Source organism: Croceibacterium atlanticum (genome assembly GCF_001008165.2).
GTDB classification, from domain to species: Bacteria; Pseudomonadota; Alphaproteobacteria; order Sphingomonadales; family Sphingomonadaceae; genus Croceibacterium_C; species Croceibacterium_C atlanticum.
Map to the genome: position 1 here is coordinate 3,081,947 of NZ_CP011452.2, position 15,711 is coordinate 3,097,657.

Genomic DNA, 15,711 nt, shown 5'->3' on the forward strand with positions numbered 1-15,711 from the left:
GCCCGGCGGCGGTTCAGCCTTCCGGATACCAGTATCGCGCGTGGCAACTTTCGCAGACCAGATCCATGCCGGCGACCAGATCTCCGGCAGTGGCCGCATCCTTCGCCCTGGCGGCGGCCAGCAGCTTTTCCGCATGGGCTGCCTGCTCCAGCGCCAGTTCGCGCAGGCCATCCGTGTCGTTATCGATATAGCGCTGCACATCTTCCATGGAGATCTCGCCCTCTGCCGTGCCCATATTGTCGGGCGCGGCGGCGCTGATCTTGTCGGCGGCGGCGATCATCCGGCTGGCTTCCACCAGTTCGGCGGATGCATGGGCCAGCCGGTCCCAGCTTTCATCGGTCATCAGTTCGGGATCGATGCCGCCATCGTCGCTCATGGCGTTGTTGCCGACATCCCAGATGGTCAGGATCGCGGGATTGACGGCATCCTGCATCACGGCGCGGATGCGCAGGGCACCATCGTCGGCAACAGTCTGCGCAACCAGCCCGCTGGCGGCGAAGGCCAATGCGGCGGCGCCGATTCCCAGTGCAATCCTCATATCGCTGATCCTGTCCTCTCTGCGCCGTTCATCGTCTGAATATTTGGTCCAGCCTATCTGCGGGGCGCGGGCAAGACCTTGATTCCCGTCAATTCGCGCCGCCGCGAGTGTCCAGCCTATCAGCTTGCGGGATCGAGGACACCTTCATTGATGTATTGTTCGATTATCTCCTTCTGCGAAGGATACCAATATTCGAGATGGCAAGTTTCGCACACGCCATCCAGCTGGTTGATCAGCGGGCCTGCGCGGGCGGCGTCATGGTCCTTCGCCGCAGCGGCCAGATCCGCCATATGCGCGGCAAGGGCATTGGCCATGTCGCGCATGCCCTGCGGGTTCTTGTCGATATTGGCCTGCACGTCGGCAGAACTATCGCCAAAGGGCACGCCTTCATCCACGATCTTCACGCCCGGGCGGGTGACGATGATCGGGTCCAGCGTGGCCAGATCTATGGCCGCTTGCCGCAGGCTCAGCGAATGGGCGGCCAAGTTGGTCCAGTCCTCGTCGCTCATCAGATCGGGGTCGATACCGGCCTGATCGTCGAGCGCGGCATTGCCTATCGCCCAGACCTCGTCTGCCCGCACATCGATTTCATTCTTCATCACTTCGTGGAGAGTAAGCTCCACGTCCTGCGGCGCCTCTTCTTCCTGCTGGGAACAGGCTGCCACCAGTGCCAGCGCCGGAATCAGGCTCAGTCCGGTCAGTTTCATCCTCGGCATCCTTCCAATCTGGTTCTGCGCGTGAATTGCCCTGCTGCCTGAGCGGGGGCGGGCGATGCTGCGCAAGTTAATTACGGTAACGTGCGGGGTTACAATACGCTTTGCGGTTCATCGGCCGCCTCTTCCCGTTCATGCGCCTGGCGCTGCCACATTTCGGCATAGAGCCCGTCGCGCGAGAGGAGCTGCGCATGGGTGCCGCTTTCGGCCAGCCGCCCGGCATCCATCACGAAGATGCGATCCGCATCGGCAATGGTGGACAGGCGGTGGGCGATGGCGATTGTAGTGCGCCTTTCGGACACGCGCCGCAGGGTGGAAATGATTTCCTGCTCGGTCCGCGTGTCCAGCGCGCTCGTCGCCTCGTCCAGCAGCAGGATCGGCGGATCCTTCAGCAATGTGCGGGCAATGGCCACGCGCTGCTTCTCCCCGCCGGACAGTTTCAGGCCGCGTTCGCCCACCTCGGTTTCGAAACCCTGCGGCAGGTTCCGGATAAAGGGCAGGATCGCGGCGTCGCGCGCGGCGGCCAGGATTTCCTCCTGCGTGGCATCTTCCCGGCCATAGCCGATATTATATCCGATCGTGTCGTTGAACAGCACGCTGTCCTGCGGGACAATCCCGATCCGGGCGCGCAGGCTGGCCTGCGTCACCTCGCTGATATCCTGCCCGTCGATCAATATGCGCCCCGACCACGGATCGTAGAAGCGGAACAGCAGCCGCCCGATGGTGGATTTGCCCGCCCCCGACGGGCCGACAAGGGCGATATGCTGTCCGGCCGGGGCTTCGAAGCTCAGCCCGTGCAGGATTTCCCGGTCGCGGTCATAACCGAAGACGACATTGTCGAAGGCGACAGTGGGATGGCGCACGATCAATGCGGGGGCGCCGGGCCGGTCCTCCACTTCCAGCTGCGTATCGATCAGGCGGAACATCGCCGCCATGTCGATCAGGCCCTGGCGGATCGTGCGATAGACCCAGCCCAGCAGATCCAGCGGGCGGAACAGCTGCATCAGATAAGTGTTCACCAGCACCAGATCGCCGACACTCAGATCGCCCCGGCTCCAGCCCCAGACGGTGAAGGCCATGGCGCCCGCCATCAGCAGGTTGGTGATCGATGCCTGGACGATATTGAGCAGGCCGAGTGAATTTTCGCTGCTGATGGCGGCGGCGGCATAGGCGCGGGCGGCGGAGCCATATCGTTCCTGTTCCCACTTTTCCGCGCCGAAATATTTCACCGTCTCGTAATTGAGGAGCGAATCCACCGCGCGCGACAGGGCGATGCCATCCAGATCGTTCATCCGGGCGCGCAATTTGGTTCGCCATTCGGTGATCAGGCGCGTGATCCAGATATAGGAGACAACGGTCACCGCCGTCGCGGCCACCAGTTCCCAGCCGAACTTGGTGTAGAAAATACCGGCCACGATCAGCAGCTCGACCGCAGTAGGCATGATGTTGAACAGCAGGAAGTAGATCATCGAATTGATGCTCTTCGTCCCGCGTTCGACCACCTTGGTCACTTCCCCCGTGCGGCGCGACAGGTGGAAGCGGAGCGACAGGTTATGCAGCCTGCGGAAGACGTCTTCCGTCAGATGCCGCACCGCGTCCTGGCCGACCCGTTCGAAGATGATGTTGCGGATATTGTCGAAAACGACCGTGGCGAACCGGCCCGCGGCATAGGCCACGACCAGCGCCATCGCGACCCACACGGCCGGATCGCCATCCGCCGCCATCGTGTCCACGGCGCCGGCATAAGCGAAGGGCAATGTGAGCACGACGATCTTGGCCAGCACGACGAAGAAGGTCGCGCCGGCAATGCGCCAGCGAAGTTCGGGCCGGTCCTTCGGCCATAGATAGGGCAGGAAGCGGCGGACCGTGTTCCAGCCCGCATAATCTTCCTGGCTCTTCGGGGATCCCTGTTGCGACATTGCCCTTTATGTGGGGGACGGAGGGCGATCAGGCAACGCGGCTGCGCGTCAAAGGCCGATCCTGCCCCCATACATGGAATCGAACCGGCGGACGCTGCGCGGCAGGTCGAACAATATCTGCCCCTTCCTGAAATCGATCGCTACGCGCCGGAACATCTTCAGCTCGCGGATGCCCAGCACCAGCGCCGGTTCCTTGTCCAGTTTCAGCGAGCGGAATGTGGGCGAATCGCCGAAGAAGATCGGCACATGGGTCAGTTGCACATTGTCGATCGCCAGCGACCGCGCGAGCATGACCGAGCCGGTCATCTGCTGGCCATTCACATCGGTCAGCTCGCTTTGCCCCAACACGCGCGCATTGCGCAGGCGGCGCTGCAATTCGCGATTGCCGACGCTGCCCTGCGCGCCCGTATCCACGATCACCGCTGTGCGCACCCCGTCCAGCATGGCGCGGGTGATGATCAATTGCCCCAGCCGCCGCCGTGCCTTGACCACGATTTCGAACCCGCGATTGCCGCCCAGTTCCTCTGCATCGGCCACGGCGATCTCGCTGTTCACGAAATCGATCAGCACGCGCTGGTCCTGCAGGCTGTCCAGCCCCAATATGCCGTCTGCATCGCCGATATGGATCGCATCCAGCAGCGGCGCGGTCTGGATATAGAAGCTGCGCGATCCCAGTGTCAGGTCGCGGACATCGACAGTTTCGATCGGCATCCGGCTGGCCATGGCCACCAATATGGCCGTTCGGCGCTCGGTCAGTTGCAGCAGGTCGGCCAGATCGTGCGACAGGACGGTGGCCTGCGATCCGGTGTCGATCAGGAATCGGAAGGGCCCTTGTCCCTGTATGGTGACGGGGACAGTCAGCCGCCTGTATCGCTCTTGCTCAAGCGCGATCACTTCATGGTCGGTTTGCGGTGCTTGCGTGGTCTTGTCCGCGGTTTCCGCCGGGTTCGCAATCGCACCGCCAGCCACGCTTGCCAGCGCGGCTGCAAGCAGGTGCCAGGTCATGGTCTTTCTCCCGGGTTCCGGAAAGGGCCGTCTGGCCGGATCCAGAACCCGGTGAAACCATATCACGCAGCGCCAAAATTACCAAATATCAGGCAGTTGCGGAAATTTCCGGTGAGCGCCGGCGCAACACAAGGGCGATCAGTTCTTCCAAAGTTGCGCGCGAGGTGACGAACAGGATCGCGCCATACAGAATGCCACCCGCCGCGATCTGGCAGATCAGCCGTGCCCAGCTCGCCATTTCCGGCAGGGCCGTGCCCAGCGCATGAACGGGCAGGGCCATGGCCGCGGCGGCGCCAATGCCGGGGGCGAGCGCCGCCAGCAATTGCCGCGCCCCTATGCCCAGCGGTTTGCGCGCCAGCAGGAAGGCGAAGGCCGGCAACAGAGGGAAGGCCAGCAGCCAGGCCCAGGCAAGCCCTTCAATGCCGGAACGCACCCCGATCACAAAGGCCAGCGGCATCACCAGAACGCCGAACAGGGATGTGCGCATGGATATTTCCGGGCGACCGATGGCATTCACTGCCGGGGCGAACAGGATGTGCAATGTCATTGCCGGCATGGCGAGCGAGAGGATCCGCACCAGCGGCGTCATCTCCGTCCATTTCTCTCCCAGCAATATCAAGACGGCATCCGGCGCCACGGCGGCCAGCCCGAAATAGAGCGGGCAGGTGACCAGCATGATCAGCCGCACCGCCTTCAGGAAACTGGCCGACAATGTCGCCCTGTCATTCTGCAATTTGGCATAAGCGGGGAAGGCCACCTCGTTCAGCGGGGGCACGAACTTGTTGGCGATCAGCGTGGTGAGAAACAGCCCCTCGGCATAAATGCCCAGATCGTGCGGTTCGACCGAGCGGGAAGCGATGAAGACATCGGCCTGGGTGATGATGGTCCAGAAGAAATGGCTGGCCAGCAACATGATGCCGAAATTGAACATCTGCCCGGCCCCGGCGAAGCTGAAGCTGGGAAGAAGGGTGAAGCGCGATGCCACCATCAGCGCGATGGCGCGCGTCCAGAACATTGCGATTGGCGCATAGACCAGCGTCCACACGCCGAACCCCGCCAGCGCACAGGTGATGGCAACAGCGGCGGACACGATCGTGGCGATAGTGTTGGCGATTGCCGGGCGGCGGAAATCCAGCTCGCGCGTCAGCAATACTTCGGGAATCGCGATGAAGGGCGTCGCCAGATACATCAGCGCCTGGACCTGCAGCAGGTCCTCCACCAGCGGCTGCCGATACCAGGCCGCCGCGATCGGGGCGATGGCCAGCTGGATCAGGGCGATCCCGCCATTGACCAGGATCAGCAGGCCGAATCCCTGCCGCACCTTCGTCTCGTCTATATGGCGGTCCTGTATCAGCGAACTGGCAAAGCCCGAGCCGTTGAGAAAGGCGAGAAAGGCCAGCACGACCTGGGTCATGGCGAAGAGGCCGTAATCGGACGGATCGAGAATCCGGATCACTGCCAGGGTCGAACCCCAGGCCACGGCTTGCGCCAGGATCTGGCTGCCGGACCGCCAGATGACGGCGCGTTTCACCTCGTCGCGCAGGGATTCGCTCATGCCCGGGCCAGCCTTGCCGGACGCGCGGAAGGCAAGGGCGGCACATTCACCGTGCTGCCCCCGCGCATATGGGCCCGCCGTCGCCAGCGCAGCATGGGTGGGGCAAGGGCGGGGGCGATCCGCCACAGGGCGAAGGCGAGCGTCCAGATCATGCCGCCTTGTGCCCGGTATACGGCGCGCAGGGCGGGCAGGCCCTGCGTATCCCCCTGTTCGACACGTGTCAGAGCCTGTTCAAACGCCAGCTGGTTGTGGTTTACGGCGATCATCCGGTGGGCGATGCCGGCATCGGGCCCGTTGCCCAGCGCAGCCAGCGCCTTTTCATAGACGCGCAGATTGCCCCGGATCATCTTGCTGTTGCTGGCGGAGGCGGATTCGGGACGCACCCGATATTCTCCCAGCACTTCGTCCAGATAGAGCGCATGGCCGCCCAGCATCATCAGCCGGACCCAGAAATCGAAATCCTCTGCATGGGACATGGTTTCGTCGAACCCGCCCACGGAATCGAAATCAGCCCGCCGGAAGGTGGAGCCGATATAGACGTTGAAACTGCGGTCCAGCACATCTCCCAGCGAACCGTGCAGCCCGTCGCTCGTCCCTTGCTTGGCGGAAACGCAGTACCGTTCCCTGTCCAGCGCGCCGAAGATGCGGGCATTGCAGGTTACAATGCGTGCGGCCGGGTCCTCGTCCAGTGCCGCGGTCGTGCGGGCGAGATAGGCAGGCCGGAACAGATCGTCCCCGTCCAGCAGTGCTATATAGGGTGCGCTGGTGATCGCGATGGCCCGGTTGCGTGCCGCGGACACGCCGCCATTGTCCGTATGGAGGAAGGTGATCCTCGAATCCTTCAGATAAGGGGTGACTGCTTCGGCCACGTCGTCCGGTGCGCCATCATCCACCACCACGCATTCCCAATCGGTCATGTCCTGGGCCAGCAGGGAATCCAGCGCCTCACCGACCAAGTGAGCAACGCCATAGGCCGGAACGATCACGGCGACGCGCGGCGGCGGGGGAGAGGGGGCGGACTGCAATTCCATGTGCGCGGGGCTTAGCCGCCGCTCGATAAGAATTAGTTTAACGGACCATGCGCGCGTGAATCATAGGAAGGGCGTCAGATGGGCGGGGGCGGACCCGACACTTCGTTGGCCGGAATCACTGGCGCAGCTGACTCGGGATAGAATCGCATCGGCTGGATGACGAGCTGATGAATCATTGCGGTTCTGCTGAAAGTGGCGGGATTCCGGGGGTTTGGCGAATATGAGCGAGGGCGGCGCCGTCTCGCATGGTATGTTTTTCGGTGTTGGGCTGTGATGGGTTGTTTGGTTGGGTTTCTGGTGGTGTGAGAAATATCTCTGTATTTTCAGTATGTTGCCTATTCAGTGACATAAAATTGCAAAAACCCGTTGACCGAATCTGACCCCCTCCATATATGCCGCTTCACCGACGGGGCGCTGACGGTTTCACCGCTGCCTCATTGGTCGCCAACACTAACGGGCAACCGGACCCCCGGTGAGAATTGGGGGGCCGCTAGTTGTCCGCCTCGTTGTTGGATGGCTCTTTGAAATTGTTGTTTTTTGATGAAGGGACATGTGGGCGACGGCGCCCGGTCCGGGGGTCTCAAGGCTCCGGGTACCGGTAAATTAAGCCGACGCCACATCCATCCAGGCTCCACAGTCTGGTTGAGATGATGCATGTTCATTCGTATCCATTACGTTTGACAGTGCAGGTATCGGCTCCTTGAAGCTCATGCCAGGCAGGCTGGCGGGATTTTCCCGTGTCTGTTTGGTGTGTGACACAAACTTGAGAGTTTGATCCTGGCTCAGAACGAACGCTGGCGGCATGCCTAACACATGCAAGTCGAACGAGCTCTTCGGAGCTAGTGGCGCACGGGTGCGTAACGCGTGGGAACCTGCCCTTAGGTTCGGAATAACTCCCCGAAAGGGGTGCTAATACCGGATAATGTCTTCGGACCAAAGATTTATCGCCTTTGGATGGGCCCGCGTTGGATTAGCTAGTTGGTAGGGTAAAGGCCTACCAAGGCGACGATCCATAGCTGGTCTTAGAGGATGATCAGCCACACTGGGACTGAGACACGGCCCAGACTCCTACGGGAGGCAGCAGTGGGGAATATTGGACAATGGGCGAAAGCCTGATCCAGCAATGCCGCGTGAGTGATGAAGGCCTTAGGGTTGTAAAGCTCTTTTACCAGGGATGATAATGACAGTACCTGGAGAATAAGCTCCGGCTAACTCCGTGCCAGCAGCCGCGGTAATACGGAGGGAGCTAGCGTTGTTCGGAAATACTGGGCGTAAAGCGCGCGTAGGCGGCTTTCCAAGTCAGGGGTGAAATCCCGGGGCTCAACCCCGGAACTGCCCTTGAAACTGGATCGCTAGAATCCTGGAGAGGCGAGTGGAATTCCGAGTGTAGAGGTGAAATTCGTAGATATTCGGAAGAACACCAGTGGCGAAGGCGACTCGCTGGACAGGTATTGACGCTGAGGTGCGAAAGCGTGGGGAGCAAACAGGATTAGATACCCTGGTAGTCCACGCCGTAAACGATGATAACTAGCTGTCCGGGCACATGGTGCTTGGGTGGCGCAGCTAACGCATTAAGTTATCCGCCTGGGGAGTACGGTCGCAAGATTAAAACTCAAAGGAATTGACGGGGGCCTGCACAAGCGGTGGAGCATGTGGTTTAATTCGAAGCAACGCGCAGAACCTTACCAGCTTTTGACATCCCGATCGCGAATAGCAGAGATGCTTTTCTTCAGTTCGGCTGGATCGGTGACAGGTGCTGCATGGCTGTCGTCAGCTCGTGTCGTGAGATGTTGGGTTAAGTCCCGCAACGAGCGCAACCCTCGTCCTTAGTTGCCATCATTTAGTTGGGAACTCTAAGGAAACCGCCGGTGATAAGCCGGAGGAAGGTGGGGATGACGTCAAGTCCTCATGGCCCTTACAAGCTGGGCTACACACGTGCTACAATGGCGATGACAGTGGGCAGCGAGCACGCGAGTGTGAGCTAATCTCCAAAAGTCGTCTCAGTTCGGATTGTTCTCTGCAACTCGAGAGCATGAAGGCGGAATCGCTAGTAATCGCGGATCAGCATGCCGCGGTGAATACGTTCCCAGGCCTTGTACACACCGCCCGTCACGCCATGGGAGTTGGTTTCACCCGAAGATGGTGCGCTAACCTTTTAGGAGGCAGCCAGCCACGGTGGGATCAGCGACTGGGGTGAAGTCGTAACAAGGTAGCCGTAGGGGAACCTGCGGCTGGATCACCTCCTTTCTAAGGATTTTGGCGGAAAGCGCCGGACTTCATGTCCGGAAGAGCTTCCTCCATTTCCAAAGAACATGCCGTCGTCCTCATGTCCTTTCATCACTGGAGATTGACCCTGGGTCGCTATGCGATTTTGGGTCAAATGCCTGAGCTGGCTCACGCCGCCCGCGGCCTTTTGGCCGGCAGGGCAGCAGAATGGGCCGGTAGCTCAGGTGGTTAGAGCGTACGCCTGATAAGCGTAAGGTCGCTGGTTCGAGTCCAGCTCGGCCCACCATTTTGCGATCTGGTGCGGGGCCTTAGCTCAGCTGGGAGAGCACCTGCTTTGCAAGCAGGGGGTCATCGGTTCGATCCCGATAGGCTCCACCAGTCGCGAATACTCCAGTGAAGGAAAACAGATCCGGTTTCGACCGGTAGGCGGCATCTGGCCGCTGTCTTTGACATTGTGAATGGGTTTTTAAATCGATGCCGTGGCGCATGGCAGTCGATCTGAATGGTTTTCGGACCATTGGGTTGGCGGCAATGCGACACTTTACAGATGTAATATCTGGCTGAGATTATCCTCCGCGCCATTTTCAGGCGTCAGGCTTTTATGCAGGCTTGTCGTTGATGGTGTGGATTCTCAAGCGTGAGGTAAGAGCATTTGGTGGATGCCTTGGCATGTACAGGCGACGAAGGACGTGGCACGCTGCGATAAGCGTCGGGGAGTTGTGAGCAAACTTTGATCCGGCGATTTCCGAATGGGGAAACCCACCTTCACCATTTCTCTCATTGTCCGAGCGATCGGGTTTTGAGAGAGGTGGATAAGGTATCACCTTAGTGAATATATAGCTTTGGTGAAGCGAACCCGGGGAACTGAAACATCTCAGTACCCGGAGGAAAAGACATCAACCGAGATTCCCGTAGTAGTGGCGAGCGAACCGGGACCAGGCCAGTGCCTTTCATTCAACTAGCAGAACACTTTGGAAAGAGTGGCCATAGCGGGTGACAGCCCCGTATGTGAAAGTGATGTGAAAGGACTCGAGTAGGGCGGGACACGTGAAATCCTGTCTGAACATGGGGGGACCACCCTCCAAGCCTAAATACTCGTACATGACCGATAGTGAACAAGTACCGTGAGGGAAAGGTGAAAAGCACCCCGATTAGGGGAGTGAAACAGTACCTGAAACCGAATGCTTACAAGCAGTTGGAGCTCCATAGGGAGTGACAGCGTACCTCTTGCATAATGGGTCAGTGACTTAGTGTATCATGCAAGCTTAAGCCGTTAGGTGTAGGCGCAGCGAAAGCGAGTCTGAATAGGGCGACAGAGTATGATGCATTAGACCCGAACCCCGGCGATCTAGGCATGGCCAGGTTGAAGGTGCGGTAACACGCACTGGAGGACCGAACCGTTGAATGTTGAAAAATTCTCGGATGAGCTGTGTTTAGGGGTGAAAGGCCAATCAAGCCGGGAAATAGCTGGTTCTCCGCGAAATCTATTGAGGTAGAGCGTCGGATGTATGCCGATGGGGGTAGAGCACTGGATGGGCTAGGGCGGCGCGAGCTGTACCAAACCTAACCAAACTCCGAATACCATCGAGTCTTATCCGGCAGACAGACGGCGGGTGCTAAGGTCCGTCGTCAAAAGGGAAACAGCCCTAACCTACAGCTAAGGTCCCCAAGTCATCACTAAGTGGGAAAGCATGTGGGATTTCCAAAACAACCAGGAGGTTGGCTTAGAAGCAGCCATCCTTTAAAGAAAGCGTAACAGCTCACTGGTCTAAATAAGAGATCCTGCGGCGAAAATGTATCGGGGCTAAAGTGATGCACCGAAGCTTAGGGTTCAGTACTTTGTACTGAGCGGTAGCGGAGCGTTCCGTAAGCGAGTGAAGCCGAAGGGTAACCGACGGTGGACGTATCGGAAGTGCGAATGCTGACATGAGTAGCGACAAAGAGGGTGAGATGCCCTCTCGCCGAAAGACCAAGGGTTCCTGCGCAACGCTAATCGGCGCAGGGTGAGCCGGCCCCTAAGACGAGCCCGAAGGGGGTAGTCGATGGGAACCACGTTAATATTCGTGGGCCTGGTGGTGTGTGACGGATTGTGGAAGTTGTTCGATCTTATCGGATTGATCGGGCAGCCAAGTGGTCCCAGGAAATAGCCCCACCGTATAGACCGTACCCGAAACCGACACAGGTGGTCAGGTAGAGTATACCAAGGCGCTTGAGAGAAGTATCCTGAAGGAACTCGGCAAATTGCCTCCGTACCTTCGGAAGAAGGAGGCCCTGAATTGAGGCAACTCTTTTCAGGGGGCACAGGCCAGGGGGTAGCGACTGTTTAGCAAAAACACAGGACTCTGCTAAGTCGGCTTCAAGACGACGTATAGGGTCTGACGCCTGCCCGGTGCTCGAAGGTTAAGAGGAGGAGTGCAAGCTCCGAATTGAAGCCCGAGTAAACGGCGGCCGTAACTATAACGGTCCTAAGGTAGCGAAATTCCTTGTCGGGTAAGTTCCGACCTGCACGAATGGCGTAACGACTTCCCCACTGTCTCCAGGATATGCTCAGCGAAATTGAATTCTCCGTGAAGATGCGGAGTACCCGCGGTTAGACGGAAAGACCCCGTGCACCTTTACTGCAGCTTCAGAGTGGCATTAGGAAAGAGTTGTGTAGCATAGGTGGGAGGCTTTGAAGCCAGGGCGCCAGCCTTGGTGGAGCCATAGGTGAAATACCACCCTGCTGTTTTCTGATGTCTAACCTCGTACCGTTATCCGGTACAGGGACCCTCTGTGGCGGGTAGTTTGACTGGGGCGGTCGCCTCCTAAAGAGTAACGGAGGCGCGCGATGGTAGGCTCAGGCCGGTTGGAAACCGGCTGCAAGAGTGCAATGGCATAAGCCTGCCTGACTGCGAGATCGACGGATCGAGCAGAGACGAAAGTCGGTCATAGTGATCCGGTGGTCCCTTGTGGAAGGGCCATCGCTCAACGGATAAAAGGTACGCCGGGGATAACAGGCTGATGATTCCCAAGAGCTCATATCGACGGAATCGTTTGGCACCTCGATGTCGGCTCATCACATCCTGGGGCTGGAGCAGGTCCCAAGGGTTTGGCTGTTCGCCAATTAAAGTGGTACGTGAGCTGGGTTCAGAACGTCGCGAGACAGTTTGGTCCCTATCTGCCGTGGGCGTCGATTGTTGAGAGGAGTTGCCCCTAGTACGAGAGGACCGGGGTGAACATACCTCTGGTGTACCTGTCATCGCGCCAGCGGTGCAGCAGGGTAGCTATGTATGGACGGGATAACCGCTGAAAGCATCTAAGCGGGAAGCCTCCCTCAAGATTAGCAATCATCGAGTCGTGATAGACCATCACGTTGATAGGCCGGGTGTGGAAGCGCAGTAATGTGTGGAGCTAACCGGTCCTAATAACTCTGTTCGCGCTTGTTGAATCCCACCATCAACGTCAGTCCTGCACATGCAGGGCGGCTGTTGATCCGGAGGATCATCCAGCCCGATAACTAACATCAGTCATCGATTTAAACCCGCAATACGCCGGCTTCATTGCTTGGTGGCCATAGCGCCTGTGACCCACCCGATCCCATCTCGAACTCGGCCGTGAAACCAGGCAGCGCCGATGGTACTAACGCTCAAGCGTTGGAAGAGTAGGACGCCGCCAGGCATTGCAGCCGGCGTATCGCGCGGAAAAAAAACCCATTCTCAATCTCATGAGGCTAACCCTTACCGAATAGCCTCAATCCTGGCGTCTCCGTAGATAGAGCTATCGATGGGTGGCGCCTTTGCCGATAAGGCGTCGTGCGGTGACGCGGGGTGGAGCAGTCCGGTAGCTCGTCAGGCTCATAACCTGAAGGTCGTTGGTTCAAATCCAACCCCCGCAACCAACTCAAGAAATTTATAGGCTCCTGTTTTCACAGGGGCTTTTTCTTTGTCCGCGGGCCTCATTTGAAGGCGGCGGATTGCGCGATCTGCGAGACGGATCCGTTCGAACCCAACCGCACTTTTGCGAAAATCGACTCTGCTCGCGCGCCGATAATGGGGTGCTTGCAGGCCATTTGGTCGAGCTATCGGCAGGCGGTCATTGACATCTTCCCGAAACCGCCTGGCCTACCGGCCGATAAGTAAGCCTATCCCAAGGCAATCGACGAGATCTATAAGTCTGATGCCTGCCACACCCACACTCTCCCTCTATTGAGCGCTATCGCGTCTCTCGGGAACTGATCGAACAGGTGCGTAGTGGCACCTGGGGATTCTGACGATGTCAAAGGCGATCGCGACACTCGTGCTGCACTCGCTGCGAGGGGCTGTCGGTGCCGCCAACCATGCACGAAAGCAAATCTCGCGGCTTTTGGCTCGCAAAGTACAGAGCGGTCTTTCGCGAAGCTTCCCTTTCCTCCCGAAGCCCATGGGGCTCAAGGCGAAGAGGTTCATTCCCTTGGATTAGACCTGCTTGCCGCGCTGGCACCAGATAAACGGCAGATATTGAGCAACCAACTTGCCCGGCGTCGACTCACCCGATCCCCAAATCCGATTCGACCCGTTTAACGGGCAACCCGCTGGCCAGCGCAATGCATACTGTTTCTCGCTCGAACACCTCTGAATGCTTGATCGTCGTCGGTCTCCTGTCGCGAGCTCAAAAGGCTTAGATGATCGGTGCAAAACCGTTCCATGCGGATTTTGCCGTACGCCCCGCCACGGCGCCGTCTCGCATGGTATGTTTTTCGGTGTTGGGCTGTGATGGGTTGTTTGGTTGGGTTTCTGGTGGTGTGAGAAATATCTCTGTATTTTCAGTATGTTGCCTATTCAGTGACATAAAATTGCAAAAACCCGTTGACCGAATCTGACCCCCTCCATATATGCCGCTTCACCGACGGGGCGCTGACGGTTTCACCGCTGCCTCATTGGTCGCCAACACTAACGGGCAACCGGACCCCCGGTGAGAATTGGGGGGCCGCTAGTTGTCCGCCTCGTTGTTGGATGGCTCTTTGAAATTGTTGTTTTTTGATGAAGGGACATGTGGGCGACGGCGCCCGGTCCGGGGGTCTCAAGGCTCCGGGTACCGGTAAATTAAGCCGACGCCACATCCATCCAGGCTCCACAGTCTGGTTGAGATGATGCATGTTCATTCGTATCCATTACGTTTGACAGTGCAGGTATCGGCTCCTTGAAGCTCATGCCAGGCAGGCTGGCGGGATTTTCCCGTGTCTGTTTGGTGTGTGACACAAACTTGAGAGTTTGATCCTGGCTCAGAACGAACGCTGGCGGCATGCCTAACACATGCAAGTCGAACGAGCTCTTCGGAGCTAGTGGCGCACGGGTGCGTAACGCGTGGGAACCTGCCCTTAGGTTCGGAATAACTCCCCGAAAGGGGTGCTAATACCGGATAATGTCTTCGGACCAAAGATTTATCGCCTTTGGATGGGCCCGCGTTGGATTAGCTAGTTGGTAGGGTAAAGGCCTACCAAGGCGACGATCCATAGCTGGTCTTAGAGGATGATCAGCCACACTGGGACTGAGACACGGCCCAGACTCCTACGGGAGGCAGCAGTGGGGAATATTGGACAATGGGCGAAAGCCTGATCCAGCAATGCCGCGTGAGTGATGAAGGCCTTAGGGTTGTAAAGCTCTTTTACCAGGGATGATAATGACAGTACCTGGAGAATAAGCTCCGGCTAACTCCGTGCCAGCAGCCGCGGTAATACGGAGGGAGCTAGCGTTGTTCGGAAATACTGGGCGTAAAGCGCGCGTAGGCGGCTTTCCAAGTCAGGGGTGAAATCCCGGGGCTCAACCCCGGAACTGCCCTTGAAACTGGATCGCTAGAATCCTGGAGAGGCGAGTGGAATTCCGAGTGTAGAGGTGAAATTCGTAGATATTCGGAAGAACACCAGTGGCGAAGGCGACTCGCTGGACAGGTATTGACGCTGAGGTGCGAAAGCGTGGGGAGCAAACAGGATTAGATACCCTGGTAGTCCACGCCGTAAACGATGATAACTAGCTGTCCGGGCACATGGTGCTTGGGTGGCGCAGCTAACGCATTAAGTTATCCGCCTGGGGAGTACGGTCGCAAGATTAAAACTCAAAGGAATTGACGGGGGCCTGCACAAGCGGTGGAGCATGTGGTTTAATTCGAAGCAACGCGCAGAACCTTACCAGCTTTTGACATCCCGATCGCGAATAGCAGAGATGCTTTTCTTCAGTTCGGCTGGATCGGTGACAGGTGCTGCATGGCTGTCGTCAGCTCGTGTCGTGAGATGTTGGGTTAAGTCCCGCAACGAGCGCAACCCTCGTCCTTAGTTGCCATCATTTAGTTGGGAACTCTAAGGAAACCGCCGGTGATAAGCCGGAGGAAGGTGGGGATGACGTCAAGTCCTCATGGCCCTTACAAGCTGGGCTACACACGTGCTACAATGGCGATGACAGTGGGCAGCGAGCACGCGAGTGTGAGCTAATCTCCAAAAGTCGTCTCAGTTCGGATTGTTCTCTGCAACTCGAGAGCATGAAGGCGGAATCGCTAGTAATCGCGGATCAGCATGCCGCGGTGAATACGTTCCCAGGCCTTGTACACACCGCCCGTCACGCCATGGGAGTTGGTTTCACCCGAAGATGGTGCGCTAACCTTTTAGGAGGCAGCCAGCCACGGTGGGATCAGCGACTGGGGTGAAGTCGTAACAAGGTAGCCGTAGGGGAACCTGCGGCTGGATCACCTCCTTTCTAAGGATTTTGGCGGAAAG

6 protein-coding genes, 3 tRNA genes and 4 rRNA genes are annotated in these 15,711 nt (G+C 58.3%); 7 read left to right on the forward strand and 6 right to left on the reverse strand.

Annotated features, from left to right (window positions below):
* Positions 1–13: 13 nt before the first annotated feature.
* The 6 genes from WYH_RS14555 to WYH_RS14580 form a co-directional block, all read right to left on the reverse strand.
* The gene (locus tag WYH_RS14555) at positions 14–538 is read right to left on the reverse strand and encodes a hypothetical protein (protein WP_046904407.1); all 525 of its coding nucleotides are present in this window, start codon (positions 536–538) and stop codon (positions 14–16) included.
* 119 nt (positions 539–657) lie between these two features.
* Positions 658–1,245: a cytochrome c gene (locus WYH_RS14560; RefSeq protein WP_046904408.1), complete on the reverse strand. Its 588-nt coding sequence runs from the start codon at positions 1,243–1,245 to the stop codon at positions 658–660.
* Positions 1,246–1,343: 98 nt separating this feature from the next.
* Positions 1,344–3,170 carry an ABCB family ABC transporter ATP-binding protein/permease gene (locus tag WYH_RS14565; RefSeq protein ID WP_046904409.1) on the reverse strand — a complete coding sequence of 609 codons (1,827 nt, stop codon included), beginning with the start codon at positions 3,168–3,170 and terminating at the stop codon, positions 1,344–1,346.
* A gap of 48 nt (positions 3,171–3,218) precedes the next feature.
* Positions 3,219–4,175, reverse strand: a complete 957-nt coding sequence (locus WYH_RS14570; RefSeq protein ID WP_046904410.1) for an aspartyl protease family protein — start codon at positions 4,173–4,175, stop codon at positions 3,219–3,221.
* 88 nt (positions 4,176–4,263) lie between these two features.
* Complete coding sequence (locus WYH_RS14575; protein WP_046904411.1) at positions 4,264–5,730, reverse strand: lipopolysaccharide biosynthesis protein; 1,467 nt, start codon at positions 5,728–5,730, stop codon at positions 4,264–4,266.
* Positions 5,727–6,761, reverse strand: coding sequence for a glycosyltransferase family A protein (locus WYH_RS14580; protein ID WP_053833612.1), 1,035 nt, complete (start codon positions 6,759–6,761; stop codon positions 5,727–5,729). The genes WYH_RS14575 and WYH_RS14580 overlap by 4 nt, the downstream gene beginning before the upstream one ends.
* 759 nt (positions 6,762–7,520) lie before the next feature.
* Between WYH_RS14580 and WYH_RS14585 the strand changes: the two genes are divergently transcribed.
* From WYH_RS14585 to WYH_RS14615, 7 genes are all read left to right on the forward strand, one after another.
* Positions 7,521–9,008 (forward strand): 16S ribosomal RNA (locus WYH_RS14585).
* 188 nt (positions 9,009–9,196) lie between these two features.
* Positions 9,197–9,273, forward strand: a tRNA-Ile gene (locus tag WYH_RS14590).
* A gap of 16 nt (positions 9,274–9,289) precedes the next feature.
* Positions 9,290–9,365, forward strand: a tRNA-Ala gene (locus WYH_RS14595).
* Between the two features lie 254 nt (positions 9,366–9,619).
* Positions 9,620–12,411, forward strand: a 23S ribosomal RNA gene (locus tag WYH_RS14600).
* Between the two features lie 118 nt (positions 12,412–12,529).
* Positions 12,530–12,644: ribosomal RNA gene (gene rrf, locus WYH_RS14605) — 5S ribosomal RNA — on the forward strand.
* 143 nt (positions 12,645–12,787) lie between these two features.
* Positions 12,788–12,864 (forward strand) — tRNA-Met (locus tag WYH_RS14610).
* A gap of 1,339 nt (positions 12,865–14,203) precedes the next feature.
* Positions 14,204–15,691 (forward strand): 16S ribosomal RNA (locus WYH_RS14615).
* The 16S, 23S and 5S rRNA genes sit together here with 3 tRNA genes alongside, the layout of an rRNA operon.
* The last annotated feature ends 20 nt before the right edge of the window (positions 15,692–15,711 follow it).